At 70.3% G+C, this 24,396-nt stretch carries 24 protein-coding genes and 3 pseudogenes; 22 read left to right on the top strand and 5 right to left on the bottom strand.

All coding sequences use genetic code 11. The features are described 5' to 3' along the window. Positions 1 to 223 precede the first annotated feature (223 nt). From purB to RDV84_RS26870, 8 genes and pseudogenes are all read left to right on the top strand, one after another. Positions 224 to 1,600 (top strand): adenylosuccinate lyase, encoded by a 1,377-nt coding sequence (gene purB, locus RDV84_RS18795; RefSeq protein ID WP_057947761.1) that lies wholly within the window; start codon positions 224 to 226, stop codon positions 1,598 to 1,600. Positions 1,601 to 1,889: 289 nt separating this feature from the next. Then, a pseudogene (locus RDV84_RS26880) lies at positions 1,890 to 2,192 on the top strand (hypothetical protein); the annotation flags it as partial. A 136-nt stretch (positions 2,193 to 2,328) separates the two neighbouring features. Beyond that, positions 2,329 to 2,775, top strand: coding sequence for an MBL fold metallo-hydrolase (locus RDV84_RS18790; RefSeq protein WP_309151201.1), 447 nt, complete (start codon positions 2,329 to 2,331; stop codon positions 2,773 to 2,775). After that, entirely contained in the window at positions 2,688 to 2,933 is a 246-nt protein-coding gene (locus tag RDV84_RS26875) for a DUF6053 domain-containing protein (RefSeq protein WP_425608220.1), read from the top strand. The genes RDV84_RS18790 and RDV84_RS26875 overlap by 88 nt, the downstream gene beginning before the upstream one ends. Before the next feature lie 70 nt (positions 2,934 to 3,003). Further along, complete coding sequence (locus RDV84_RS18785; protein WP_057947763.1) at positions 3,004 to 3,402, top strand: VOC family protein; 399 nt, start codon at positions 3,004 to 3,006, stop codon at positions 3,400 to 3,402. Positions 3,403 to 3,589: 187 nt separating this feature from the next. Further along, positions 3,590 to 4,846: a JmjC domain-containing protein gene (locus RDV84_RS18780; RefSeq protein ID WP_309151200.1), complete on the top strand. Its 1,257-nt coding sequence runs from the start codon at positions 3,590 to 3,592 to the stop codon at positions 4,844 to 4,846. Positions 4,847 to 4,854: 8 nt separating this feature from the next. Further along, a complete protein-coding gene (locus RDV84_RS18775; RefSeq protein ID WP_309151199.1) occupies positions 4,855 to 5,763 on the top strand; it encodes a GNAT family N-acetyltransferase in 909 nt (302 codons plus the stop codon). A gap of 71 nt (positions 5,764 to 5,834) precedes the next feature. Further along, on the top strand, positions 5,835 to 5,936 hold the full coding sequence (locus RDV84_RS26870; protein ID WP_425606228.1) for a DUF6053 domain-containing protein: 102 nt from the start codon (positions 5,835 to 5,837) through the stop codon (positions 5,934 to 5,936). A gap of 22 nt (positions 5,937 to 5,958) precedes the next feature. On the opposite strand, the gene RDV84_RS18770 is transcribed toward RDV84_RS26870, so the two are convergent. Continuing rightward, positions 5,959 to 6,441: a hypothetical protein gene (locus RDV84_RS18770; protein WP_309151198.1), complete on the bottom strand. Its 483-nt coding sequence runs from the start codon at positions 6,439 to 6,441 to the stop codon at positions 5,959 to 5,961. A gap of 434 nt (positions 6,442 to 6,875) precedes the next feature. On the opposite strand from RDV84_RS18770, the gene RDV84_RS18765 reads away from it, so the two are divergent. From RDV84_RS18765 to RDV84_RS26860, 9 genes and pseudogenes are all read left to right on the top strand, one after another. Beyond that, complete coding sequence (locus RDV84_RS18765) at positions 6,876 to 9,707, top strand: 2-oxoglutarate dehydrogenase E1 component (protein WP_309151197.1); 2,832 nt, start codon at positions 6,876 to 6,878, stop codon at positions 9,705 to 9,707. A 106-nt stretch (positions 9,708 to 9,813) separates the two neighbouring features. Next, positions 9,814 to 11,028 (top strand): dihydrolipoyllysine-residue succinyltransferase, encoded by a 1,215-nt coding sequence (gene sucB / locus RDV84_RS18760; RefSeq protein WP_309151196.1) that lies wholly within the window; start codon positions 9,814 to 9,816, stop codon positions 11,026 to 11,028. Positions 11,029 to 11,136: 108 nt separating this feature from the next. Further along, the gene (lpdA, locus tag RDV84_RS18755) at positions 11,137 to 12,561 is read left to right on the top strand and encodes a dihydrolipoyl dehydrogenase (protein WP_309151195.1); all 1,425 of its coding nucleotides are present in this window, start codon (positions 11,137 to 11,139) and stop codon (positions 12,559 to 12,561) included. A 128-nt stretch (positions 12,562 to 12,689) separates the two neighbouring features. Continuing rightward, complete coding sequence (locus tag RDV84_RS18750; RefSeq protein WP_250450175.1) at positions 12,690 to 13,283, top strand: LOG family protein; 594 nt, start codon at positions 12,690 to 12,692, stop codon at positions 13,281 to 13,283. Positions 13,284 to 13,569: 286 nt separating this feature from the next. Beyond that, on the top strand, positions 13,570 to 13,887 hold the full coding sequence (locus tag RDV84_RS18745) for a GIY-YIG nuclease family protein (RefSeq protein ID WP_309151194.1): 318 nt from the start codon (positions 13,570 to 13,572) through the stop codon (positions 13,885 to 13,887). A 34-nt stretch (positions 13,888 to 13,921) separates the two neighbouring features. Beyond that, positions 13,922 to 14,914 (top strand): YhdH/YhfP family quinone oxidoreductase, encoded by a 993-nt coding sequence (locus RDV84_RS18740; RefSeq protein ID WP_309151193.1) that lies wholly within the window; start codon positions 13,922 to 13,924, stop codon positions 14,912 to 14,914. A 59-nt stretch (positions 14,915 to 14,973) separates the two neighbouring features. After that, a complete protein-coding gene (locus RDV84_RS18735; protein WP_057947771.1) occupies positions 14,974 to 15,345 on the top strand; it encodes a response regulator in 372 nt (123 codons plus the stop codon). Between the two features lie 314 nt (positions 15,346 to 15,659). After that, positions 15,660 to 15,749, top strand: a pseudogene (locus tag RDV84_RS26865) (DUF6053 domain-containing protein); the annotation flags it as partial. Between the two features lie 47 nt (positions 15,750 to 15,796). Beyond that, positions 15,797 to 15,892, top strand: a pseudogene (locus RDV84_RS26860) (DUF6053 domain-containing protein); the annotation flags it as partial. Between the two features lie 82 nt (positions 15,893 to 15,974). Here the strand turns inward: RDV84_RS26860 and RDV84_RS18730 are convergent. Continuing rightward, positions 15,975 to 16,871 carry a DnaJ C-terminal domain-containing protein gene (locus RDV84_RS18730; protein ID WP_078998452.1) on the bottom strand — a complete coding sequence of 299 codons (897 nt, stop codon included), beginning with the start codon at positions 16,869 to 16,871 and terminating at the stop codon, positions 15,975 to 15,977. A gap of 238 nt (positions 16,872 to 17,109) precedes the next feature. Between RDV84_RS18730 and RDV84_RS18725 the strand changes: the two genes are divergently transcribed. Together RDV84_RS18725 and RDV84_RS18720 are read left to right on the top strand one after the other, a co-directional pair. Then, positions 17,110 to 17,586: a peroxiredoxin gene (locus tag RDV84_RS18725; protein WP_078998456.1), complete on the top strand. Its 477-nt coding sequence runs from the start codon at positions 17,110 to 17,112 to the stop codon at positions 17,584 to 17,586. 114 nt (positions 17,587 to 17,700) lie between these two features. Next, complete coding sequence (locus RDV84_RS18720) at positions 17,701 to 18,336, top strand: ferritin-like domain-containing protein (protein ID WP_309151192.1); 636 nt, start codon at positions 17,701 to 17,703, stop codon at positions 18,334 to 18,336. 214 nt (positions 18,337 to 18,550) lie between these two features. Here the strand turns inward: RDV84_RS18720 and RDV84_RS18715 are convergent, their stop codons facing one another. After that, positions 18,551 to 19,153 (bottom strand): NAD(P)H-dependent oxidoreductase, encoded by a 603-nt coding sequence (locus RDV84_RS18715; RefSeq protein ID WP_309151191.1) that lies wholly within the window; start codon positions 19,151 to 19,153, stop codon positions 18,551 to 18,553. Positions 19,154 to 19,397: 244 nt separating this feature from the next. Here RDV84_RS18715 and RDV84_RS18710 point away from each other — a divergent pair, with 244 nt between their 5' ends. Together RDV84_RS18710 and RDV84_RS18705 are read left to right on the top strand one after the other, a co-directional pair. Continuing rightward, complete coding sequence (locus RDV84_RS18710; RefSeq protein WP_309151190.1) at positions 19,398 to 20,147, top strand: hypothetical protein; 750 nt, start codon at positions 19,398 to 19,400, stop codon at positions 20,145 to 20,147. Positions 20,148 to 20,153: 6 nt separating this feature from the next. Further along, entirely contained in the window at positions 20,154 to 20,543 is a 390-nt protein-coding gene (locus RDV84_RS18705; protein WP_309151189.1) for a hypothetical protein, read from the top strand. A gap of 157 nt (positions 20,544 to 20,700) precedes the next feature. Here RDV84_RS18705 and pbpC read toward each other — a convergent pair whose 3' ends face one another. Beyond that, entirely contained in the window at positions 20,701 to 23,100 is a 2,400-nt protein-coding gene (gene pbpC / locus RDV84_RS18700) for a penicillin-binding protein 1C (RefSeq protein ID WP_309151188.1), read from the bottom strand. Positions 23,101 to 23,112: 12 nt separating this feature from the next. Between pbpC and RDV84_RS26850 the strand changes: the two genes are divergently transcribed. Continuing rightward, the gene (locus tag RDV84_RS26850; RefSeq protein ID WP_425606229.1) at positions 23,113 to 23,301 is read left to right on the top strand and encodes a DUF6053 domain-containing protein; all 189 of its coding nucleotides are present in this window, start codon (positions 23,113 to 23,115) and stop codon (positions 23,299 to 23,301) included. Here the strand turns inward: RDV84_RS26850 and RDV84_RS18695 are convergent. After that, the gene (locus tag RDV84_RS18695) at positions 23,232 to 24,317 is read right to left on the bottom strand and encodes a hypothetical protein (RefSeq protein ID WP_309151187.1); all 1,086 of its coding nucleotides are present in this window, start codon (positions 24,315 to 24,317) and stop codon (positions 23,232 to 23,234) included. The two genes, RDV84_RS26850 and RDV84_RS18695, sit on opposite strands and share 70 nt — an antisense overlap. Between the last annotated feature and the right edge of the window lie 79 nt (positions 24,318 to 24,396).

The raw sequence follows: 24,396 nt of genomic DNA, 5'->3' as shown, positions 1-24,396 counted from the left end.
GCGTCGAGGCCGGCAAGGGTTTCCGCCCGATCATGCAGGGTGCGGCTGTCGCCAGGGTGCGGCCCCTGCAGGAGCGGCGCGAACCGCGACCGCGGGGCTTCGCATTCGCGGCGCGACCTTGCGACCCCGCGATCGCGGTTCGCGCCGCTCCTACAGGGCGCTGCGGGCACGTCCGGGGCCCAGGGGGTAGAATGCGCGACTGTTTTCCTCCCCACTGCGTGCCATGTCCGCCGACTCCCAGACCACCCTGCTCGCCCTGTCCCCGCTCGATGGCCGCTACGCCGGCAAGGTCGACGCGCTGCGGCCGATCTTCTCCGAATTCGGCCTGATCAAGGCCCGGGTCAAGGTCGAGGTGGAATGGCTGCTGGCGCTGGCCGACGAGCCGGCCATCGTCGAACTGGCGCCGTTCTCCGCCGCCGCCGCCGCGCGCCTGCGCGCGCTGGCCGAACACCTCTCGGTCGAGGACGCGGCGCGGGTCAAGGAAATCGAGCGCACCACCAACCACGACGTCAAGGCCGTGGAGTACCTGATCAAGGAGCGGCTCAAGGACGACGCCGAGCTCGGCCCGGCGCTGGAATTCGTCCACTTCGCCTGCACCAGCGAGGACATCAACAACCTCAGCTACGCGCTGATGCTCAACCAGGCGCGCCAGGACGTGCTGCTGCCCAAGCTCGACGAGCTGATCCAGAAGCTGCGCGCGATGGCGCACGAACACGCGGCGCTGCCGATGCTCTCGCGCACCCACGGCCAGACCGCCTCGCCGACCACGGTGGGCAAGGAGATCGCCAACGTGGTCGCGCGCCTGCAGCGCCAGGGCGAGACCCTCGCCGGCGCGCTGATGCCCGGCAAGATCAACGGCGCGGTCGGCAACTACAACGCCCACGTCGCCGCCTACCCGGACATCGACTGGACCGCGTTCTCGCAGCGCTTCGTGACCTCGCTGGGCCTGGACTGGCAGCCCTACACCACCCAGATCGAGCCGCACGACGGCATCGCCGAAGTCTGCGACGCGCAGCGCCGCATCGACACCGTCTGCATCGACCTGTGCCGCGACGTGTGGGGCTACATCTCGCTGGGCTATTTCAAGCAGGCGGTCAAGGCCGGCGAAGTCGGCAGCTCGACCATGCCGCACAAGGTCAACCCGATCGACTTCGAGAACGCCGAAGGCAACTTCGGCATCGCCAACGCGCTGTTCGAGCATTTCGCCGCCAAGCTGCCGATCAGCCGCTGGCAGCGCGACCTGACCGACTCGACCGTGCTGCGCGCGCTCGGCACCGCGTTCGGCCACGCCCTGATCGGCTTCGACGCGCTGCTGCGCGGGCTCGGCAAGCTCAGCGCCAACCCCGAGCGCCTGGCCGCCGACCTCGACGCCGCCTGGGAAGTGCTGGCCGAGGCCGTGCAGACGGTGATGCGCCGCTACGGCCTGCCCAATCCCTACGAACAGCTCAAGGCGCTGACCCGCGGCCAGGGCATCAACGAAGCCTCGATGCGCGAATTCATCGCCTCGCTGGATCTGCCCGAAGCCGACAAGCAGCGGCTGCTGGCGATGACGCCGGGCAGCTACGTCGGCCTGGCCGAAAAGCTGGCGCGCGAGATCTGACCCCGCTCGCGGCGCGGCTGCGCCTTGCTCCCTGTAGGAGCGGCGCAAGCCGCGACCGCGAATCCGCAACTGCGGCGAAAACACCACCCGCGCCGTGATGCACCAGCGATGACACGACCTTCGCCGTAACCGTATTGTCGCGGCCGCGGCTCGCGCCGCTCCTGCAAGAGCGGCGACGCCGGCGCGCGGATGCAAAAATCCTGCTTTGCGCAGCCACGATTTCTTTTTGCTCCGCGCCGCGCGCGAATCGGGGATAGTGGTCGCCTCTTCCCCCGCAAGGATTCCGCGCATGCGCTTGCCCGCCGCCGTGTTGGCCGTTTCGATCGCTTCCTCGCTGCTCGCCGGCTGCGCCAGCGCGCCGCAACGCGGCGATGCGCATGCCGCGGCCGCGATCGCGCCCTGCCCGGACAAGCCGAAGTGGGGCGATCCCACCGCGCCGCGGCATATCCACGGCAACACCTGGTACGTCGGCACCTGCGCGATCAGCGCGATCCTGGTCACGTCCGAGGCCGGCCACATCCTCATCGACGGCGCCATCGACAGCGCCGCGCCCGGCATCGAGGCCAACATCCGCGCGCTCGGGTTCGATCCGGCGCAGGTGCGCTACATCCTCAATTCGCACGAGCACATCGACCACGCCGGCGGCATCGCCGGCGGCGACGGCGCTCGAACGCGGCAAGGGCGACCGCGGCGATCCGCAGTTCCTCACCGTCGCGAGCTTCGCGCCGGTGCCCTCGGTGCAGCGCATCGGCGACGGCGACACCGTGCGGCTGGGCACGCTGGCGCTGACCGCGCATGCGACTCCCGGGCACACGCCCGGCGGCACCAGCTGGACCTGGCGCTCTTGCGACGCTGCCGGCCAATGCCGCGACATCGCCTACGCCGACAGCCTCACTCCGTTCAGCGACAAGGTGTACCGCTACAGCGACGACGCCGCGCATCCGGGCGCGCTGGCCGCGTACCGGCGCGGCATCGAGACGGTCGCCGCGCTGCCGTGCGAGATCCTGCTGACCCCGCATCCGAGCGCCAGCGACATGTTCCAGCGCATGGGCCCGCAGGCGAGCAAGCCGCTGGTCGATACCGGCGCCTGCCGCGCGTATGCCGCCGACGCCGCCGCCAAGCTCGATGCGCGGCTGGAACAAGAGCGCGCGCAGCCCGCTCCCGCCGCGCACTGAGCCGCGGCGTTAGGCCTGAGGTCGCGACGGCCTTTGCGGGAGGGACTTCAGTCCCGACGCTTTCGTGTCGGTTCGCCGCGATCGGTCCGAAAAGCGTCGGGACTGAAGTCCCTCCCACAGTCGCAGCACGCCGCACCCGCCCGCACCATCGCACCTGAGCACACCACGCCCACACCGCCTTAGCGTTCGCCCGCGCACACTGCCCGCATTCGTCCGCGGAGCCCCGCGATGCATCTGCTGATCAATCTCGACGTCCCCGACCTCGACGCCGCGCTCGCGTTCTACACCCGCGCCTTCGGCCTGCATGTCGGCCGCCGCATCGGCGGCGACGCGGTCGAACTGCTCGGCGGGCCGGCGCCGATCTACTTGCTGCACAAGCCGGAAGGTTCGCTCGGCGCCGGCGACCAGGCCCGCGGTTATGCGCGGCACTGGACGCCGCTGCATCTGGACGTGGTGGTCGAGGATCTCGACGCGGCCCTGGCCAGCGCGCTGGCCGCCGGCGCGCGCCAGGAAGGCGAAGCGCGCAAGGCCAGTTGGGGGCGGATCGTGCAGTTGTCCGATCCGTTCGGGCACGGCTGGTGCCTGCTGCAGTTCCTCGGCCGCGGGTACGACGAAATCTCGGGATGAGCGGTCCGCGTTCGCCGGCGCTCAAGGCGCGCGCAGCCCGGGTTGCCTCGCCCGCGTAGCGGCGCGGTCGCGGCATGCGCCGCGCCTGCGGGCGGGCCGCGCGGCGCGCGACCGGGCCGGACGCGCCGACGGTGCGCGCGATGAGCGACAATACGGCTTTCCGCGCACGCCGCCGCCGCTGTCCGCCATGGCCAAGAAAACCGCCCCCGCCTTCCCGATCGAGATCGACGCCGCCCGCCGCCCGCCGCTGGGCATGAGCCCGGCCGCGTTCCTGCGCGATTACTGGCAAAAACGCCCGCTGCTGATCCGCAACGCCTTCCCCGGCCTGCAGTCGCCGCTGCAGCCCGAGGACCTCGCCGGCCTGGCCTGCGAGGAGGGCGCGCTGGCGCGGCTGATCCAGCACGATCGCGCGCGCGATCATTATTCGGTGCGCCACGGGCCGTTCGAGGAATCCGATTTCCCGGGCCTGCCGCGGCAGGACTGGACGCTGCTGGTGCAGGACGTGGACAAGTGGGACGCCGACGTGGCCGCGCTGCTGCCGGCGTTCGCGTTCCTGCCGCGCTGGCGCATCGACGACGTGATGATCTCCTTCGCCGCGCCCGGCGGCTCGGTCGGCGCCCACGTCGACCAGTACGACGTGTTCCTGCTGCAGGGCCAGGGCCATCGCCGCTGGCAGATCGACGCGCGGCCCAACCCGCCGCAGGACTTCCGCAACGACGCCGAACTCAAGCTGCTGCGCGAATTCGAGCCCAGCCACGAGTGGCTGCTCGGCCCCGGCGACATGCTCTACCTGCCGCCCGGCGTGCCCCACCACGGCGTCGCCGAGGACGCCTGCCTGACGTTCTCGATCGGCATGCGCGCGCCGTCCTCGGCCGAGTTGATGGGCGACTACATCGACACCCTCGCCGCCGACGCCGACGAGGCGCTGCGCTACGCCGACCCGGACCTGACCCCGCCGCGCGACCCCAACGAGATCGACGCCGCCGCCATGCAGCGCGCGGTGCAGGCGCTGAACGCCTTGCGCATGAACGATCCCGACCGCCTCGGCGACTGGTTCGGCCGCTTCATCACCGTCTACCGCGCGGCCGGCGAAGTCTCCGCCGGCGGCGCGCCGGCGCCGGCGCGGGCCGAACTGGAATTCGCCCTCGACCAGGGCGCGACGCTGTGGCGCCATCCGTGGTCGCGCATGGCCTGGCGCCGCGCCCACGCCAAGGGCGGCGCCGCGCGCCTGTACGTCAGCGGCCAGGAATTCGCGCTGCCGGCGCGGGACGCGCAGGCGCTGGCGGCCGCGGCCGAACTCGACCTGGCCGGCTATTGCGCCCTGTCCGCCGCCGGCCGCGACTGCGTGCTGGCGCTGGTCGCCGGCGGCCATTACCGCCTCGGCCGCGACGACCAGGACGACGCCGACGGCTACGACGGCGAAGACGGCGGCGAAGAGGAATGAGCGCGCCCGTGCCCGCCCTCGGCTTCCGGGTGATCGCGGTCGAGGACTACGCCTCCGCCCAGCCGGCCCTGCGCGCCGTGCGCGAGGCCGTGTTCGTACGGGAACAGAACGTGCCGCTGGCGCTGGAACTCGACGCCGAACGCGACCCGCAGTGCCAGCACGTGCTGGCGTTCGACGAATCCGGTGAGCCCATCGGCACCGGCCGGCTGACCCCGGACCGGCGCATCGGCCGCATGGCGGTGCTGGGCGCTTGGCGCGGCCGCGGCGTCGGCGAGGCGCTGCTGGCGGCGCTGCTCGAACGCGCCCAGACGCTGGGCTGGCGCGAGGTCTCGCTGCACAGCCAGGCCAGCGCCACCGGTTTCTACGCCCGCCACGGCTTCCTGCCGTTCGGCGAGCGCTTCGTCGAGGCAGGAATCGAGCACGTGGCGATGTACCGCCTGCTCGGCGCGCCCAATCCGGTCGACGGCCGCGAGGCCGCGTTGGCCGCCCTGACCGGAATCCTCGCCCAGGCCCGCCGCGGCCTGTGGATCTGCAGCCGCGAACTCGATCCCGGCCTGCTCGACCGCGCCGAGGCGGTGGCCGCGCTGCGCCGCTTCGCCGTCGGCGGCGGCCAGGTGCGGGTGCTGCTGCACGACCCGGCCGCGCCGCAGCGCGCGCTGGCGCCGCTGATCGGCCTGGCCCAGCGCCTGCCGACCGCGTTCGAGTTCCGCGCGATCGAGGAAACCGTCGACCAGAACGATCCGGCCGCCTACTTGGTTAACGACCGCGACGGCTGGTACTACCGCCCGCTCGGCCATCGCTTCGACGGCGAGACCCGCATCGACGGCGGCCCGCGCGCGCGCCAGCTGCGGGCGCGGTTCGAGCCGGTCTGGGAACGCGCGCGGCCGTGCACCGAGTTGCGCGCGCTGGGGATCTGATGTCGGAGCCCTGATGCTGGGGCTTTGATGCTGGGCCCTGGATGATGGGGCCCTGATGCCCCGAATCCGATGTGGGAGGGGCTTCAGCCCCGATGCTTTTGTCGCAGATCGCCGAGACCCGAGAGAAGAGCATCGGGGCTGAAGCCCCTCCCACAAAAGTCAAAAGCCTCTAGCGGCCGGACCCGGACCCGGCCGTCACGGACCGCAAGCCTTCGCCACCGTCACCTTGCCGCCCGGCGCCAGCTCGAACCGGCACACCACCTTGACCCGGCTGTCGTAGGTCGCCACCCCGCGCAACTCGACCCGCACCCCGGCCGCGGCCCGGGTGAGCTTCGGCGGCCCCAGCGAGTAATGCCCGGGCGCCACCAGCTCGGCCTCATGCGCGATCCGGGCCAGGCCGTCCTCGCCGCCGTCGCTCTTCCACTGCGCGCGCACCCCGGTGGAGACGTGCTCGAAGCCCTGGCTGGCCACGATCACCCGGTACACGCCTTCGCCGGCGCCTTCGCCGGCGGCGTCGCTCCAGCGCCCGCCCTGCACCACCGCCTCGACGTTGGCGCCGACCGCCGCGGCCGCGTCGGCCGCCCACGCCGCGCCCGGCGCGCCGAGGCAGACGCCCAGGCCCGCCGCCAACCACAGTCCCGCCGCCCGTCCGCGTCCCGTCGCGTTCGCTGCCCGCATGCCCGGCTCCTCGCTGTTCGTCGTCGCCCCCGACCGGGGCCCGACACCAGCCTAGCCAGCCGGCGCCGTCGCGCACAATCGCCACGCCGCCGCGCGTCGGGCGGGGCTGAAAGCGATTCCAGCCGCGCCGCAGCGGCGGCAGCCTGAGCGCGGCCTAAACCGCGGCCCGCGCCGCGCCGGCTTGAAAGCCCGCGCCGCCGGCCGCAAGAAAATACCCGCTGGCGCCATCGCGCAAGCCGCCTTGCCGGAACGGTCCGCTCGCCGGTCCGGTCCGGTCCGGCGCCGGAAATCGAACCAAAACCGCCACATAGACGTAAGTAGTTATGCCTTTGCGCTTAACACTGCCGCTATAATTCCGAGCCTTGTCTGCGCACGGCACCGCGCCCGATCGCGCCGACCCCACTCCCGTCCCCTAGAGTTTCCCGATAGCCATCGTGGACAGTCTCCTGAAGCAGTTCTCGCAGTCCTCGCAACTCGGCGCCAACGCCGCCTTCATCGAAGACCTGTACGAGCAGTACCTGGTCGATCCCGACAGCGTCGGGCCCAAGTGGAAAGCCTATTTCGACGGCTTCAAGGGCCGCGAGGCCGGCGACGTGCCGCATTCGGCGGCGATCGAGAGCATCACCCAGGCCGGCAAGGCCGCCGCGCGCGGCGCGGTCGCCGCGGCGGGCGCCAGCTCCGGCGGCGACGAGCGCGAGCGCATGGTCGGCAAGGTCATCACCGCCTACCGTTCGCGCGGCCACCTCGCCGCCGACATCGACCCGCTCGGCCTGCTGCAGAAACCCGACGCGCCGGACCTGGCGCTGGGCTTCCACCGCCTGTCCGAAAGCGACCAGTCGGTCGAATTCTCCACAGGCGGCGTCGCCGGCAAGGAACGCATGAAGCTCGGCGACCTGGTCGCCCTGCTCAAGGCGACCTACACCGGCCCGATCGGCGCCGAGTTCATGCACATCGCCGACGCCGAACAGCGCCGCTGGATGTACGAGCGCCTGGAAACCGCCGGCGGCAAGTTCGGCCGCAGCGCGCAGGACAAGAAGCGCATCCTGGAGCGCCTGACCGCGGCCGACGGCCTGGAGCGCTACCTGGGCACCAAGTACGTCGGCCAGAAGCGCTTCTCGCTGGAAGGCGGCGACGCGCTGATCCCGCTGATGGACGTGACCATCCGCCGCGCCGGCGAACAGGGCGTGCAGGACGTGGTGATCGGCATGGCCCACCGCGGCCGCCTCAACGTCCTGGTCAACACCCTCGGCAAGCCGCCGCGCAAGCTGTTCGACGAGTTCGAAGGCAAGTTCGACCACGACGAGCACGCCAAGAGCGGCGACGTGAAGTACCACATGGGCTTCAGCGCCGACGTCGCCACCCCGGGCGGCCCGGTCCACCTGGCGCTGGCGTTCAACCCCTCGCACCTGGAAATCGTCAACCCGGTGGTCGCCGGCAGCGTGCGTTCGCGCCAGACCCGGCGCGGCGACAACGGCCGCGCCCAGGTGCTGCCGGTGCTGCTGCACGGCGACGCCGCGTTCGCCGGCCAGGGCGTGGGCATGGAGCTGTTCCAGATGTCGCAGGCGCGCGGCTTCGCCGTCGGCGGCACCGTGCACATCGTCATCAACAACCAGGTCGGCTTCACCACGTCCGAGCGCCAGGACGCGCGTTCGACCCTGTACTGCACCGACGTGGCCAAGATGGTCGGCGCGCCGATCCTGCACGTGAACTCCGACCACCCCGAAGCGGTGGTGTTCTGCGCCGAGCTGGCGCTGGACTTCCGCCAGCGCTTCGGCCGCGACGTGGTCATCGACCTGGTCTGCTACCGCCGCCACGGCCATAACGAGGCCGACGAGCCGGCGGCGACCCAGCCGCTGATGTACCAGGTGATCCGCAAGCACAAGACCCCGCGCGAGCTCTACGCCGAGCAGCTGGTCGGCGAAGGCGCGATCAAGGCCGAAGAGGCCCAGGCGCTGGTCGACGGCTACCGCAACAAGCTCGACGCCGGCGAAGTCACCACCGAACTGGTCGAGGTCAAGCCCGACGAGTTCACCATCGACTGGTCCAAGTACCTGCAGGGCAAGCTCAGCGATCCGGTCGACACCACCTTCGACCGCGGCAAGCTCGACCAGCTCGCGGTCGAGATCAACGCGGTCCCCGACAGCGTCAAGCTGCACCCGCGCGTGGCCAAGATCTACGAAGACCGGCGCAAGATGTCGGCCGGCGAGCAGCCGGGCGACTGGGGCTTCGCCGAGAACCTGGCTTACGCGACCCTGGTCAGCGAAGGCTACAAGCTGCGCCTGGTCGGCCAGGACAGCGGCCGCGGCACCTTCTTCCACCGCCACGCGATCCTGCACGAGCAGAGCACCGACGAATACGTCGTGCCGCTGCGCCGGCTGGTCAAGAACCCGACCGACGTCACCATCATCGACTCGCTGTTGTCGGAAGAGGCGGTGATGGCGTTCGAGTACGGCTACTCGACCGCCGATCCCATGACCCTGGACATCTGGGAAGCGCAGTTCGGCGACTTCGCCAACGGCGCGCAGGTGGTGATCGACCAGTTCCTGTCCTCGGGCGAGGCCAAGTGGGGCCGCCTGTGCGGGCTGGCGCTGTTCCTGCCGCACGGCTACGAAGGCCAGGGCCCCGAGCACAGCTCGGCGCGCCTGGAGCGCTTCCTGCAGCTGTGCGCGCTGGACAACATGCTGGTGTGCGCGCCGACCACCCCGGCCCAGGCCTACCACATGATCCGCCGGCAGATGCGCATGAGCACGCGCAAGCCGCTGGTGGTGATGACGCCCAAGTCGCTGCTGCGCCACAAGCTGGCGGTGTCGAGCCTGGACGAGCTGGCCAACGGCGAGTTCCAGCACCTGATCCCGGACAACGCCGCCGACCCGAAGAAGGTCAAGCGCGTGGTGCTGTGCTCGGGCAAGGTCTACTACGACCTGTTCGAGCAGGCGCAGAAGGACGGCCTCGACAACGTCGCCATCCTCCGCGTCGAGCAGCTCTACCCGTTCCCGCGCGAAGCCCTGGCCGCGCAGCTCAAGCGCTTCAGCGGCGCCAAGGACGTGGTGTGGTGCCAGGAAGAGCCGCAGAACCAGGGCGCCTGGTACCAGATCCGCCACCACCTGACCGCGTGCCTGGCGCCGAAGCAGGCCCTGCACTACACCGGCCGCGCCCGTTCGCCCTCGCCGGCGGCCGGCCACCTGGCCGACCACGTCGCCGAGCAGGCCAAGCTGGTCGCCGACGCGCTGGTCAATTCGCTGCACGGCGAGTCCAGCGCCGAGTAAGGCGCGGACTGTTTCAGGAAGCGCCGGCGCCGCGTGAGGCGCCAGCGCTTCGCCGGACACCCCAGATTAGAAATTCCACCTTCAAGCACTCCAGGATGCCTGCCCCATGAGCACCGAGATCAAAGTCCCCGTTCTGCCCGAGTCGGTCTCCGACGCCACGATCGCCACGTGGCACAAGAAGCCGGGCGACGCGGTCAAGCGCGACGAGAACCTGGTCGACCTCGAAACCGACAAGGTCGTGCTCGAAGTGCCCTCGCCGGTCGACGGCGTGCTCAAGGAAATCAAGTTCGAGGAAGGCGCGACCGTGACCAGCCAGCAGCTGATCGCGATCGTCGAAGCCGGCGCCGCCGCGGCTGCGGCCGCTCCGGCCGCCGAAGCCGCGCCCGCCGCCGCCAAGACCGAGGCCGCTCCGGCCGCCGGCGCGCAGCCGGTGACGCCGAAGGCCGACGCGCCCAAGGCCCCGGCCGCCAACGACCAGCTGCCGCCGGGCGCGCGCTTCGCCGCCAACACCCAGGGCGTGGACGCCTCGCAGGTCGAAGGCACCGGCCGCAAGGGCGCGGTGACCAAGGAAGACATCGTCAACTACGCCAAGAACGGCGGCGTCGGCTCGGCCGCCGGCGCGCGCCCGGAAGAGCGCGTGCCGATGACCCGCATGCGCGCGCGCATCGCCGAGCGCCTGATGCAGTCGAAGAACTCCATCGCCATGCTGACCTCGTTCAACGAAGTCAACCTGGGCAAGGTCATGGCCATGCGCAAGGAGCTCGGCGAGACCTTCGAGAAGGCCAACGGGGTCAAGCTCGGCTTCATGAGCTTCTTCGCCAAGGCCGCCGCGAATGCGCTGCAGCGCCACCCGATCGTCAACGCCTCGGTCGACGGCAACGACGTGATCTACCACGGCTACGCCGACATCTCGATCGCCGTGTCGACCGACAAGGGCCTGGTGACCCCGGTGCTGCGCAACGTCGAGCGCCTGGGCTTCGCCGACATCGAAAAGGCCATCGGCGACTACGCCAAGAAGGCCCGCGACGGCAAGCTGGCGCTGGAAGACCTGCAGGGCGGCACCTTCACCATCACCAACGGCGGCACCTTCGGCTCGCTGATGTCGACCCCGATCGTCAACCCGCCGCAGTCGGCGATCCTGGGCATGCACGCGATCAAGGAGCGCGCCATCGTCGAGAACGGCCAGGTCGTGGCCGCGCCGATGATGTACATCGCGCTGTCCTACGATCACCGCATCATCGACGGCAAGGACGCGGTGCTGTTCCTGGTCGACATCAAGAACCAGCTGGAAAATCCGCACCGCATGCTGCTCGGCATGTAAGAGCGAGTGGATAGAGGGGAGGAGCGAGCGAACGCTCTTCTCACTCCTCGCTTCTCTGCGCTCACTCCTACTGCTCCCCTACTCCGAGCTAGACAAGGATCAACCGCAATGTCTGAACAATTCGACGTAGTCGTCATCGGCGCCGGTCCGGCCGGCTACCACGCCGCCATCCGCGCCGCCCAGTTGGGCCTGAAGACCGCGTGCATCGACGCGGCGCTCGGCAAGGACGGCAAGCCGGCGCTGGGCGGCACCTGCCTGCGCGTGGGCTGCATCCCGTCCAAGGCCCTGCTCGACAGCTCGCGCCAGTACTGGAACCTGCAGCACCTGTTCGGCGAGCACGGCATCAGCGCCGACAACGCCAAGATCGACGTCGGCACGATGGTCGGCCGCAAGGACAAGATCGTTAAGCAGTTCACCGGCGGCATCGCGATGCTGTTCAAGGCGAACAAAATCGCGCCGTACTACGGCTTCGGCACCCTGCACCCGGGCAACATCGTCAAGGTCAAGCAGCACGACGGCAGCGAAATCGAGCTCAAGGGCACCAACGTCATCATCGCCGCCGGTTCGGATTCGATCGAGCTGCCGTTCGCCAAGTTCGACGGCGACAAGATCGTCGACAACGTCGGCGCGCTGGACTTCACCGCGGTGCCCAAGCGCCTGGGCGTGATCGGCGCCGGCGTGATCGGCCTGGAACTGGGCAGCGTGTGGAAGCGCCTGGGTTCGGAAGTCACCATCCTCGAAGCGATGCCCGATTTCCTCGCCGCCGCCGACGCCGAAGTCGCCAAGACCGCGGCCAAGGAATTCAAGAAGCAGGGCCTGGACATCAAGCTCGGCGCCAAGGTCTCCAAGGCCGAGATCAAGGGCGACGAGGTCCACCTGACCTACAACGACGGCAAGGCCGACCAGCAGTTGGTCGTCGACAAGCTGCTCGTCGCCGTCGGTCGCCGCGCCGCGTCGAAGGGCCTGCTCGCCGACGGCACCGGCGTCAAGCTCAACGAGCGCGGCCAGATCGAAGTCGACGAACATTGCCACACCGGCGTCGACGGCGTCTGGGCGGTCGGCGACTGCGTGCGCGGCCCGATGCTGGCGCACAAGGGCTTCGAGGAAGGCATCGCGGTGGCCGAACTGATCGCCGGCCTGCCGGGCCACGTCAACTTCGACACCATCCCGTGGGTGATCTACACCGAGCCGGAAATCGCCTGGGTCGGCCAGACCGAGCAGCAGCTCAAGGCCGACGGCGTGCCGTACAAGACCGGCAGCTTCCCGTTCGCGGCGATCGGCCGCGCGGTGGCCATGGGCGAGCCGGCCGGCTTCGTCAAGGTCATCGCCCATGCCGAGACCGACCGCGTGCTCGGCCTGCACCTGGTCGGCGTCGGCGTCTCCGAGCTGGTCCACGAAGGCGTGCTGACCATGGAGTTCAAGGGTTCCGCCGACGACCTCGCGCGCATCTGCCACGCCCACCCGACCCTGTCGGAAGCGATCCACGACGCGGCGATGGCGGTCGACAAGCGCGCGATCCACAAGGCCAACTGACCGGCCGGCATCGACGAAAACGGCGCACCTGGTGCGCCGTTTTTCGTTTCGGCGCCGGCGATGCGGCGCGGCCGCCGGCGCGCAGCAACGACAACAACAATAAAAACCATAACGAAGGCAGGCAAACCATGAAAACCCTCTGCGTGTACTGCGGCTCCAACGCCGGCTCCAGGCCCATCTACACCGAACGCGCGATGGCGCTGGGCAACCGCCTGGCCCGCGACGGCGTCGCCCTGGTCTATGGCGGCGGCAACGTCGGCCTGATGGGCGTGGTCGCCGACGCCGTGCTCGAGGCCGGCGGCGAGGCGATCGGGGTGATCCCCGAGCAGCTGGTCAACTGGGAAGTCGCCCATCGCGGCCTGAGCAAGCTCGAGATCGTCGGCTCGATGCACGAGCGCAAGCAGCGCATGTTCGACCTCGCCGACGGCTTCGTCGCCCTGCCCGGCGGCTTCGGCACCCTCGACGAGATGTTCGAGATGCTGACCTGGCGCCAGCTCGGCATCGGCGACAAGCCCTGCGCCTTCCTCGACATCGACGGCTTCTACTCGCCGCTGATGGGCATGCTCGACCGCATGGTCGAGGAACGCTTCCTGCACGCCGACCAGCGCCGCGACCTGTGGCACGGCGACGACCTCGACGCGATGCTGGCGTGGATGCGCGCCTATGAGCCGGCGCAGGCGTCGAAGTGGATGGACGAGAAGCGGCGCGGCGCGTTGCGTTGAGTCTGCGGCGTCGCGGCGCGGCCGCCCGCTCGCGCCCTCGCCCCCACCGGAACCCCACCCGTACCCCGTCATTCCGGCGAAAGCCGGAACCCATTTTGATTTTCCGCTTTGCATTTGCGCTGTCGCGCTCTGAAGCAGAAGCAACAACAAAATGGGTTCCGGCTTTCGCCGGAATGACGGTGTTTGTGTGCGGACGCGGTAGGAAATCGCCGCGAGCGCGTGTGGGCCACGAAAACAGCCCCGTCGAGCAGGCTAGATTGAAGCACCGCCATAAAGGAGCGCACGGATGCGCACCCGACTCCCCTGCGTCTACCTGCTCGCCAGTTCGATGCGCGGCACGCTCTACCTCGGCGTCACGTCCGACTTGATCCAGCGCGTGTGGCAACACAAATCCCGGCAAGTCCCAGGCTTCTCCTGCAAATACGGCACGCACCTGCTGGTCTGGTACGAAACGCACGAAGCCATGGACATGGCCATCGTGCGCGAAAAACGCATCAAATCCTGGAAGCGCGCCTGGAAGCTCGAACTGATCGAGTCCGCCAACCCGCAATGGCGCGACCTCTACTCCGCTATCATCGGCGCGTCCGCAGCGCCCGCGTCCTGAACCGCAACGGCGCGCACCTGGAGTCCGCCACGCCATGACCGTCCCCGCCGCGTTCAACGCCTTCCGCATCCACAACGACGCCGCCGCTTATCGCAGCGGCATCGAACAAGTGTCGATCGACGACCTCGCGCCCGGCGAGGTGACGATCAAGACCGCGTACTCCTCGATCAACTTCAAGGACGCGCTGGCCGGCACCGGCGAAGGCAAGATCCTGCGCAAGTTCCCGCTGGTCGGCGGCATCGACGTGGCCGGGCACGTGGTCGCCTCCAGCGACGCCAAGTTCAAGGAAGGCGACGCGGTGCTGGTCACCGGCTGCGGCCTCAGCGAAACCCGCGACGGCGGCTACAGCGAGTACGCGCGGCTGGACGCGAAATGGGCGATCCCACTGCCGGCCGGGCTGAGCCTGCGCGAGAGCATGGTGCTGGGCACCGCCGGCTTCACCGCGGCGCTCGCGCTGTTCCGGCTGCTGGAAAACCGCCAGACGCCCGAGTTGGGCCCGCTCGCGGTCAGCGGCGCCAGCGGCGGCGTGGGCTCGCTCGCGCTCGACATCTTCAGCCGTGCCGGCTTCGAAGTGCATGCGATCAGCGGCAAGGCCGAACAGGCCGACTACCTCAAGTCCATCGGCGCCAGCCAGGTGCTCGGCCGCGATGCCCTGGCCACCACCCGGCCGATGGAATCGGCGCGCTTCGGCGGCGGCCTCGACAACGTCGGCGGGCCGATGCTCGCCAGCCTGCTCGCGCAGACCGCGCCGTACGGCAACGTCGCGACCGCAGGCCTCGCCGCGACGCACGATCTGGGCACCACGGTGATGCCGTTCATCATCCGCGGCGTGTCCCTGCTCGGCATCGCCTCCGCCGGCACCGCGCGCGCGATCCGCGACGAAATCTGGCAGCGTCTGGCGAGCGACTGGAAGCCCGCCCACCTGGACCGCATCTGCACCCGCGAAGTGGCCCTGTCCGAGCTGCCGCAGGTCTTCCCGGGCATGCTCGCCGGCGGCTCGCTGGGGCGGACCCTGGTCGTGATCTAGTTGGCATTGCAGCCGCGCGGCGCGTCGCTACAATCGGCCGCAAGTTCCAGGGGAAAGATATGGCGCGTATTTTGATCGTCGACGATTCGCCGTCCCAGCTGATGGGCATCCGTCGCATCGTCGAGAAGCTGGGCCACGAGGCCCTCACCGCAGAAGACGGCGCCGCCGGCGTCGAGGCCGCCAAGCGCGAGCTGCCCGACCTGATCCTGATGGACGTGGTCATGCCGAACCTCAACGGGTTCCAGGCCACGCGCTCGATCTGTCGGGAAAGCACCACCAAGCACATCCCGATCGTGTTGGTCACCACCAAGGACCAGGACACCGACCGGGTGTGGGGCATGCGCCAGGGCGCCAAGGCCTACATCACCAAGCCGTTCAGCGAGACCGACCTGTCCGAGATCATCGGCCAGTTGCTGCCCTCGGCCGGCTGAACCGGGCGCGGCCCATGGCCGCGGCGGCATCGGATGAATGCGGGAATCCCGGCGCGAGCCGGGATTCTTGCGTTTGGGCGCCGCGCATTCCGCCGCGACGTTGCGCAGGCATGTGCCGAAAGCCTCCGTTCGCCGCCTTGAAGGCGTTCCGCCCGTCGGCTGGGCCGCGCCGTCGATCGTGTCGCCGCAGCGGCGGCGGAGAGTTTTGCTCAGGCCGCTTCGAAACATCGCCGCGGCGGAGCGGAAAGCATCGGGCCTGAAGGCCCTCCCACAAAAAGCATGGCCGGTGGCCGGAGCGATCGGCTGGAGATTCCGTGGGAGGGGCTCCAGCCCCGACGCTTTCGGCTCAGGTCGCTTCGGAACATCGCCGCGGCGGAGCGGAAAGCGTCGGGCCTGAAGGCCCTCCCACAAAGAGCATGGCCGGTGGCCGGAGCGATCGGCCGGAGATTCCGTGGGAGGGGCTTCAGCCCCGACGCTTTCGGCTCAGGTCGCTTCGAAACATCGCCGCGGCGGAGCGGAAAGCATCGGGCCTGAAGGCCCTCCCACAAAAGCAGAGGCCTCGCATCGAAGGCGAGGTCCTGCCGAAAACGCTTGCCGCCCGTTGCAAGAGCCGAGCCGCCGCAGGCGGCTCAACCGCGCCGCCAGTCCTCGCCGAACGCCGCGCGCAGGCCTTCGTAGGCCTCGCGCTGGGCGTCGTTGTCCGCGCGCGGCGCCAGCACTTCCAGCTCGACGATCTGGTCGCCCGCCGGGCTGCCCGGCAGGCCGCGGCCGCGCAGGCGCAGCTTGCGGCCGGCTTCGGAATTGGCCGGGATCTTCAGTTCGACCGGGCCGCCCAGGGTCGGCACGCTAACGCTGGCGCCCAACGCGGCTTCCCACGGCGCCAGTTCCAGCACGTGGATGACGTTGCGTCCGTCCACTTCGAACTGCGGGTGCGCGGCGTACTCGATTTCCAACAGCAAGTCGCCGTGGGTGCCCTGCCCGGCCAGACGGATCAGCTGACCGGGGCGGATGCCCTTGGGCACGCGCACATCCAAAGTCTTGTGGTTGACCGAGATGCGCACCTGCCCGCCTTCGTAGACGGTCTCCAGCGACACCGCCAGGCGCGCGCGGGTGTCGCCGCGCGGCGGCGCGCCGCGCTGCTGGAAGCCGCCCGCGCCGGGCGCGGCGCGGCCGCGTCCGAACAGGGTCTCGAAGAAGTCGCTGAAACCGCCGCCCGCGCCGCCGCCGGCGAAGATCTCCTCGAAGTCCGGGCCGCCCGGGCCGCCGCCGAAACCGCCCGGCGGCGGCTGCACTTCGTCGCCGGGACGATAGCCGCGCACGCGCAGTTGATCGTAGGCGGCGCGCTTCTGCGGGTCGCGCAGCGCCTCGTAGGCCTCGTTGACGGCCTTGAAACTCTCTTCCGCGCCGGCTTCCTTGCTGACGTCGGGATGGTACTTGCGCGCCAGACGGCGATACGCGGTCTTGATCTCCGCTTCGCCGGCGCTGGGCTCCACGCCCAGGGTTTCGTAGTAATCCTTGAACTGCATCGATGCTCGCTCCCACGGCGCAAGCGCCAAGCGCAGCGCTGTCCGCACAGGCCGCCTTGACGCATCATTAACCCCACAGCATGGCGACGACCGGCGCGTTTTCAAGCGCTCCGGCCGCTTCGCCCGGCTTGCGGCGCCGTCCGCGTCCGGGTCGTCCGCGTCCGACGCACAAGGCCCGGCGTTGACGCAAAGTTTAGCCCCGGCTTCCTAGACTTCACCCTCACCCCAGGAGAATCCCATGAGCATCCAGGTCGGCGACCGCCTGCCCGAAGTCGCGCTCAAGCGCATCAACGAAGGCATCGAGACGGTCGATACCCGTGCCCTGTTCGACGACCGCAAGGCGGTGCTGTTCGCGGTGCCCGGCGCCTTCACTCCGACCTGTTCGGAAAAGCACCTGCCGGGATTCGTCGAGCACTTCCAGCAATTCCGCGACAAGGGCATCGACGTGGCCTGCCTGGCGGTCAACGATCCCTTCGTCATGCAGGCCTGGGCGCAGAGCCAGCACGTGCCCGACGGCATGCTGATGCTGTCCGACGGCAACGGCGACCTGACCCGCGCGCTCGGCCTGGAGCTCGACGCCAGCGCCTACGGCATGGGCACGCGCGCCAAGCGCTTCGCCCTGTACGCCGAGAACGGCGTGGTCAAGCAGTTGCACGTCGAGCAGCCGGGCGAGTACCGCGTGTCCTCGGCCGAATACATGCTCGAACAGGTCTGATCCGCTGCGCCGGGCCCGCCGCGCGCGGGCCCGGCGCATGCGCTCGCCCAGTATCGATCCCACTTCCACGCATCGAGGTACCCCCGCCCTTCCCCCGACCCGCCAGGAGACGTCATGTCCGCCAAGCCAGTCAGCCAGCGCGAAACCGCTCCGTCCAAGGCCGCCGCGGCGAAAACCGCCACGCCCACGTCCGGCAAATCCTCCGCGACCGGTTCTTCGGACTTCGTCGCCGACATCGGCGCCATCCGCGCCCGCGCCCGCAAGCACATCGAGGACGGCGCCGTCACCGCCAGCTACGCCGCCGACCGCGAAGCGGTGATCCGGCTGCTCAACGACGCGCTGGCCACCGAGATCGTCTGCGTGCTGCGCTACAAGCGCCACTACTTCATGGCCAGCGGCTTGATGGCCGATGCGATCAAGGCCGAATTCCTCGAACACGCCAACGAAGAACAGGCCCACGCCGACCTGATCGCCGAACGCATCGTCCAGCTCGGCGGCGAACCCGACCTCAATCCCGACGCGCTCTCGCGCCGCGCCCACGCCGAATACGTGGAAGGCAGCGACCTGCGCGACATGGTCAAGGAGGACTTGATCGCCGAGCGCATCGCCATCGACAGCTACCGCGCGATCATCGACTTCGTCGGCGACAAGGACACCACGACCAAGCGCATGATGGAGCACATCCTGGCGCAGGAAGAGGAGCATGCCGACGAGTTGGCGGACATGCTCGACGGATGGACGGGGCGCTGAGCGGCCGTCGCTAACGGCGCTGTACGCGTTGAGGCGTTGCGTTCGCGGTGACGCGCCTGGGTGCGATGGCCGGTCGCGCCGCGATCCGAAGCGACGCGGTCGCGGCGTGCGCCCCTTCTACAGGGCGCGTCGGAAGATACGCTCCTCCCTGTAGGAGCGGCGCAAGCCGCGACCGCGCCAACGCAAACGACCGCGAGCCCATCAGGGCCCGTAGTTACGCCGCCGCGCAATGCGCCCCTTCGACGAACACCCCACGCCCCAACTCGAACGCCGCCGCCAAGTGCGCGGTCGCGTCGCGATCCTCGGTGTCGAAACGGAAGGTCGAACCGGCCACGCACGCGCCGCAGTAATCGAAGATGCCATGGTCGATCTGGGTCTTCATCGCCACGTCGTAGGCGTGCTTGAGGTAGGTGCGCTCGTCGGCGCCGCCCAGGCCCAGCAGATGCACGCGCAGGCGCTGCAGGCGGCCGGTCACGCGGCCGTCCTGGGTCGCGTAGGCCCAGCCGTTGGCGAAGGTGCGGTCGATCCAGCCCTTCAGCAGCGCCGGCATTGACCACCAGTACACCGGATAGACCAGCACCACCGCGTCGGCGCGCTCGATCCGCGCCTGTTCGGCGAGCACGTCGGCCGGCAGCGGCGCGCGGCCGCGGTAGGCGTCGTGGTCGGCCTGGCCGTAGCGCGGGTCGAAGCCCTCGGCGGCGAGATCGGCGAGTTCGACGCTGTGGCCGGCGGCGCGCGCGCCCTCGCCGACTTGGGCGGCGACGGCGTGGGTCAGCGAATCGGCGGCGGGATGGGCGAGGACGATCAAGACGTGCATGGGGGCTCCGGAAATATTACGAAAAGTAACTTACTATCTGTAAGCTACTTTTTGTAAAGTCCGTTGTCAATCCAACCCGGCCTGTCGGCTCACTGCGGCCGCAGGCTCAATCTTTGAGCGGCGCATCGCGATCTGGGACGAAAGCATCGGGACTGAAGTCCCTCCCACAAGCGCCTGAACCGAACGCCGCGCGATCGGCGCCGCGGCCGCGGCAACGGCCGCGCGGCGTGCTTACACTCGCGGCATGAGCCGACATATGGAAATCGCGCGGCTGCGCGAACGCCTGGAACGCGACCACTGGCCCCGCCTGCAGATGAGCCTGATCGTGCTGCTGACCGGCGCGGTCGGCTTCCTGGCCTCGTTCGCGCTGCTGCAGGCCGGACTGCACAGCATGGCCTTGCGCTATCCCCTCGCCGCGTGCGCCGCGTATGCGGCGTTCCTGCTGTTGCTGTGGACCTGGGCGCGCACCCGCGGGCGCGCGTTCGACCAGCTCGATGCGCCCGACTTCGGCGGCGGCTCGGGCGGCGGTCCTTCCGGCGCCGGCTGGAACGGCGGCGGCGGCCACAGCGGCGGCGGCGGCGCCAGTTCCAGCTTCGACGCGCCGGCGTCCTTGCCGCTGCCGCGCAGCGCGAGCACCGGTGGCGACAGCGACTCGGGCTTCTCGCTGCTCGACGGCGCCGACGATTTCGGCTGGGTGCTGATCGCGATCGCCATCGCTCTGGGCGCCGTGCTCGCCGCCGGGTGGGTGGTGTGGATCGCGCCGGGCCTGATGGCCGAACTGTTGCTCGACGTGGCCCTGGCCGGCGGCCTGTACCGGCGCCTGCGCCGGATCGAATCGCAGCACTGGCTGTCGACCGCGCTGCGCCGCACCGCGCTGCCGTTCCTGCTGCTGGCGTTGCTCGCCGCCGCGGCCGGCTTCGCCGGATCGCGCCACGCGCCGGGCGCGGATTCCATCGGCGATGTGTTGGCCGCGCAGCGCGCGGATCGGGGCTGAGGCGGCATGGACGCAAACGACGGCGAAGCGTTCCGGTTCTGCCCCTGCGGCGAGGAGGCGACGATCCGCAGAGAAATCCAGGGCTTGTCGCTGCTGGTGACCTGCACCCGCTGCGGCATGGCCGCGGCGACCACCCGGCCGGACCTGGCGCGCATCGTCGCGATGCGCCATCGGCTTTCGCTTGCGCCGCAGCACCGCAACGCGGCCGACACCTTGCGCGCCGCGGCCTGCCTCGCCGCCGAAAGCGGGCAAGCCGCGCGCGACCTGCTGCGCGCGCTGCGCGAGGACGGCGCGTTGGCGGAGCTGACCGCGATCGAAGCCGAGCGCTATGCGCAGGCGCTCGCGCGCAGCGGCTTGGAGGCGCGGATCGAGCCGCCGCCGTATGCGCTGGATTGAGCGCCGGCCGGCTGTTGTAGGAGGGGCTTCAGCCCCGATGCTTTTGTTTCAGATCGCTGTCGCCTGACACAAAAGCGTCGGGGCTGAAGCCCCTCCCACAACAGCCCTAGCCCAGCATCTCGATCAGCGCAGCATTTCGATCAGCGCAGCATTTCGATCAGCGCAGCACCTTGAACCGCACCCGCGACCACGCGCCGGTATCGGCCAGCGCCGTCAGCGTGTGTTCGCCCGGCTCGCCGAAGTCGTAGTCGAACCGGCCGCGCCCGTCGGTCTCGCCGATCCAGCGTCCGTCGAGCAGCCAGCGCACCCGCGCGTCGCTGCCGAGCGCGCGTACCGACAGCCGCAACGGCGTCGCGCTGCCGGGAGCGCGCGCGAGCATGGCGAGATCGTCGATGCCTTCGATGCGCAGTTCCTCGGCGGCGTCGCGGCCGTCGGCGCTGCAATCCGGCGACAACGGCGGCAGCCGCGACGCCTTGCGGGTGTCCGCCGGCAGCCACGGCGAAGCCAGCGCCGGCCAGCGCGCCAGCGCGCGCTCCTCGCGCGCGTGCTCGCGCGCGCACTCGGCCGACAGCCGCAGGCCGCTGCGCGCGTCCACTTCGAACCGCTCCACGCCCGCGCTCCACAGCCGCGCATCGCGCTCGGCGAAGGTCGGCGGCACCGAGCCGTCGAGCGTCCAGGCCTCGCGCCGGCGCTGGCACAGCTGCGGCTGCGCCGGGTCCGGCGGCAGGCCCAGCGGCCAGCAGATTTCGACCTGGCGCACGCTCGCGGGCGGCGGCAGCGGCACCGCGTCGCCGCGCAGGCGCGGCAGGCTGTCGATGGTCTCGAACAGCAGCGGCAGCGCGGTCACCGCGCCGTACTGGCCCGGCAGCGGCGTGCCGTCGGGCCGGCCGACCCAGACCCCGACGGTATAGCGGCGCGTGCTGCCCAGCGCCCAGGCGTCGCGGAAGCCGTAGCTGGTGCCGGTCTTCCAGGCCACGCGCGGGCGGCCGCCGGCGTCGAAGGTCTGCTCGACGCTGCCGGGGCGCGGATTGGCTTCGAGGATTTCGCGCACGATCCAGGCCGCGCCCGGCGACAGCAGCCGGCGTTCGGTCTTCGCCGCGCCGAGTTGATAGCGCACGCGTCCGGCGATGCCGCCGCGATTGAACGCGGCATAGGCGCCGACCAGATCCTCCAGGCGCGCGCCGGTGCCGCCGAGGATCATCGCCAGGTTCGGCTGCGCGCCGCGCGGCCATTGCAGGTCGATGCCGGCGTGGGCCAGGCGCGCGGAGAAACGCGCCGGGCCGACCCGGTCGAGCAGGTCCACCGCGGGAATGTTCAGCGACAGCCGCAACGCGCTGGCCGCGCCCACCGGCCCGTTGAAGGCGGTGTCGAAGTTGCCCGGGCGATAGCCGCCGAAGGATTGCGGCGCATCGACGAACAGGCTTTCCGAATGGATCAGCCCGTCGTCCATCGCCAGCCCGTACAGGAACGGCTTGAGCGTGGAGCCCGGCGAGCGCCAAGCCTGGACCATATCGACGTGGCCGAGCCGCGCGGCGTCGCCGAAGGTCACCGAGCCGACGTAGGCGCGCGCTTCCAGGCTGGCGTTGTCGATCACCAGCAGCGCCGCCGACGTGCGTTCGGGCAAGCCGGAAAAATACGCGGCGACGCGGTCTTCCAAGGTGCGCTGCAACTGCGGGTCGATGGTCGAGACCACCCGCGCCGCGCGCGGATTGGCGAAGCGCAGGCGTTGCGCCAGCAGCGGCGCGAACCGCGGCGGCTGCAGCGAGCGCGCCACCACCGGCTCGACCCGGGCGTCGGCGACCTGGGCGCGCGTCCACACGCCCAGTCGCGCCATGCGCGCGAGCACCTTGTCGCGGGCCACGCGCGCGCGCTCGGGCTCGCGGTCCGGACGCAGCCGGCTCGGCGATTGCGGCAACACCGTCAGCAGCGCGGCCTCGGCGTGCGACAGGCGCGAGGACGGCTTGCCCAGGTACGCCCAGCTCGCCGCTTCCACCCCTTCCACGGTGCCGCCGAACGGCGCGCGGTTGAGGTACAGCGCGAGGATCTGCGGCTTGGACAGATGCGCCTCGAGTTGCAGCGCGCGCAGCATCTGCCGGCTCTTGGCCCACAGGCTGCGGCGCGGCTCGCCGGGTTCGGCGTCGAGGATGCGCGCGACCTGCATGGTCAGGGTCGAACCGCCGGACACCACCCGCCCGCTGCGCAGCCACTGCGCGGCGGCGCGCGCCATCGCCGCGGGATTGATGCCCGGATGGCGGAAGAACCAGCGGTCTTCGTAGTTGAGCAGCGCTTGCAGGTACAGCGGCGAAACCTGCGCGGCGCCGACCGGATACCGCCACACCCCGTCGCGGTCGGCGAACGCGCGCAGCGGCGTGCCGTCGCGCGCGACCACCACCGCGCCGGCGTCGCGCGCGCGCGGCAGCGGCAGCGGGAAGGCCAGATCGAGCAGCATCGTCGCGATCGCCAGGCAGGCCAGGGCCAGGGTCGCCCACAGCGCGGCGCGGCGCAGGCGGCTGCGGCGCGGCTTGGCGTTGGCGGCGGCAGCGGAGAAGAACGGCATCGAACGCTTTCGTTGTGTCGTGGGAGGGACTTCAGTCCCGACGCTCTCGTTTCAGATCGCGCCGAACCGGCAACGCTTTCAGCGATCTGGAACAAGAGCATCGGGACTGAAGTCCCTCCCACAAGAGCGGATCAGCCGGCGCCGTTGGGAAGCTGGATGCGCAACTCGCCGTCGATCAGGAACAGGCGCATCTCTTCGTAGACGCGGCGGCTGTCCTCCTCGCGCTTGAGCACTTCGCCCAGGGTCTTGGCCTCGGCCTTGACGTCCTTGCCGATGCCGCCGCTGACTTCGATCCGCGCCTGGATCAGTTCCTCGTTGCCTTCGTCGCGGTCCTCGTCCGGGTCCCAGTCGATCCGCAGCTCGAACCACTCGGTTTCCGCGCCCTGCTGGCGCTGGCCGTACGCGGTCTCGCCGCCCTCCTGGTCTGGCTTGGGTTCGAGCGCGCGGACCTGGCCGAGCAGCAGCGCGTAATCGGCCAGGCGCTGCGCCGGGAACAGGCTGTCGAAATGACGCTCGGCCATGGCCAGGTCGATGCGGTCCTGGTTGCGCTCGGCCTCGTCGCCCAGCGGCGTGCCCTGCACCGGCACCGTGCCGAGCGGGATCGGGAACTTGAACGCGCGCAGGATCGCCTGCTTGTCCTTGCGCGCGAACGCGTCGGCGAGCGCGCCCAGGCGTTGGCGCACGCGCGCGTCGGCGGTTTCGGCGGCGACCTTGGCCAGGGTCTTGCCGTTCCAGGCGTAAGTCAGGTACTCGCGGGTCTTGGGCCGCGCCGCGGTGCAGATGTCGGGCACCTGCAGATACAGCTTGCCGTGCTCGATCCGGTCCAGGTACACGCAGTCGTCGGCGGTGTCGGCGGCCGGCAGCAACAGCGGGCCGTCGGCGCGGCTGAGGATCGCCGCCCATTTCTTCAGCGTCGCCATCTGCGCGTCGGGCGTGCCTTCGCCGTACGCGACCACGACATCGTCGACGCCGTCGCCGTCGAGGTCTCCGACCAAATGTTCATAGCCCAGACGCTCGAAATCCGGCACGCGCTTGCGCAAGGCGGCGAACGCGGCTTCGGCGGTCTGCTTGGGATCGGCGACAGGTTTAGCCGGCGCCGCGGCGGCAGGTGCCGCGGCCTGGGCGGCCGGCGCTTCGGCGGCGGACGGGTCGGCGGCCTTGCAGGCGGCCAACGCCAGGCCGATCAGCAACGCGGCGGACAATCGGGTGTAACGCATCTATCGCTCCTTGCGGGTGTTCGCGACCGGCGGGGGCCGGCCGAAGGTCGTGACCGAAGCTTCGGTCGAATGGGGCGCG

It is taken from the genome of Lysobacter yananisis (genome assembly GCF_031199375.1).
GTDB classification, from domain to species: domain Bacteria; phylum Pseudomonadota; class Gammaproteobacteria; order Xanthomonadales; family Xanthomonadaceae; genus Lysobacter; species Lysobacter yananisis.
The sequence above is the reverse complement of the archived record's forward strand: the minus strand, read 5'-3'. Positions and strand labels throughout refer to the sequence as shown.

What these genes read in the sequence shown, in the direction of transcription:
- pbpC (WP_309151188.1), bottom strand. Translation starts at nt 23,100, where the DNA reads ATGCCGTTCTTCTCCGCTGCCGCCGCCAACGCCAAGCCGCGCCGCAGC.
- sucB (WP_309151196.1), top strand. Translation starts at nt 9,814, where the DNA reads ATGAGCACCGAGATCAAAGTCCCCGTTCTGCCCGAGTCGGTCTCCGAC.
- RDV84_RS18710 (WP_309151190.1), top strand. Translation starts at nt 19,398, where the DNA reads ATGAGCCGACATATGGAAATCGCGCGGCTGCGCGAACGCCTGGAACGC.
- RDV84_RS18730 (WP_078998452.1), bottom strand. Translation starts at nt 16,871, where the DNA reads ATGCAGTTCAAGGATTACTACGAAACCCTGGGCGTGGAGCCCAGCGCC.
- RDV84_RS18735 (WP_057947771.1), top strand. Translation starts at nt 14,974, where the DNA reads ATGGCGCGTATTTTGATCGTCGACGATTCGCCGTCCCAGCTGATGGGC.
- RDV84_RS18725 (WP_078998456.1), top strand. Translation starts at nt 17,110, where the DNA reads ATGAGCATCCAGGTCGGCGACCGCCTGCCCGAAGTCGCGCTCAAGCGC.
- RDV84_RS18745 (WP_309151194.1), top strand. Translation starts at nt 13,570, where the DNA reads ATGCGCACCCGACTCCCCTGCGTCTACCTGCTCGCCAGTTCGATGCGC.
- RDV84_RS18715 (WP_309151191.1), bottom strand. Translation starts at nt 19,153, where the DNA reads ATGCACGTCTTGATCGTCCTCGCCCATCCCGCCGCCGATTCGCTGACC.
- RDV84_RS18720 (WP_309151192.1), top strand. Translation starts at nt 17,701, where the DNA reads ATGTCCGCCAAGCCAGTCAGCCAGCGCGAAACCGCTCCGTCCAAGGCC.
- RDV84_RS18750 (WP_250450175.1), top strand. Translation starts at nt 12,690, where the DNA reads ATGAAAACCCTCTGCGTGTACTGCGGCTCCAACGCCGGCTCCAGGCCC.
- RDV84_RS18695 (WP_309151187.1), bottom strand. Translation starts at nt 24,317, where the DNA reads ATGCGTTACACCCGATTGTCCGCCGCGTTGCTGATCGGCCTGGCGTTG.
- RDV84_RS18705 (WP_309151189.1), top strand. Translation starts at nt 20,154, where the DNA reads ATGGACGCAAACGACGGCGAAGCGTTCCGGTTCTGCCCCTGCGGCGAG.
- purB (WP_057947761.1), top strand. Translation starts at nt 224, where the DNA reads ATGTCCGCCGACTCCCAGACCACCCTGCTCGCCCTGTCCCCGCTCGAT.
- RDV84_RS18740 (WP_309151193.1), top strand. Translation starts at nt 13,922, where the DNA reads ATGACCGTCCCCGCCGCGTTCAACGCCTTCCGCATCCACAACGACGCC.
- lpdA (WP_309151195.1), top strand. Translation starts at nt 11,137, where the DNA reads ATGTCTGAACAATTCGACGTAGTCGTCATCGGCGCCGGTCCGGCCGGC.
- RDV84_RS18780 (WP_309151200.1), top strand. Translation starts at nt 3,590, where the DNA reads ATGGCCAAGAAAACCGCCCCCGCCTTCCCGATCGAGATCGACGCCGCC.
- RDV84_RS18770 (WP_309151198.1), bottom strand. Translation starts at nt 6,441, where the DNA reads ATGCGGGCAGCGAACGCGACGGGACGCGGACGGGCGGCGGGACTGTGG.
- RDV84_RS18785 (WP_057947763.1), top strand. Translation starts at nt 3,004, where the DNA reads ATGCATCTGCTGATCAATCTCGACGTCCCCGACCTCGACGCCGCGCTC.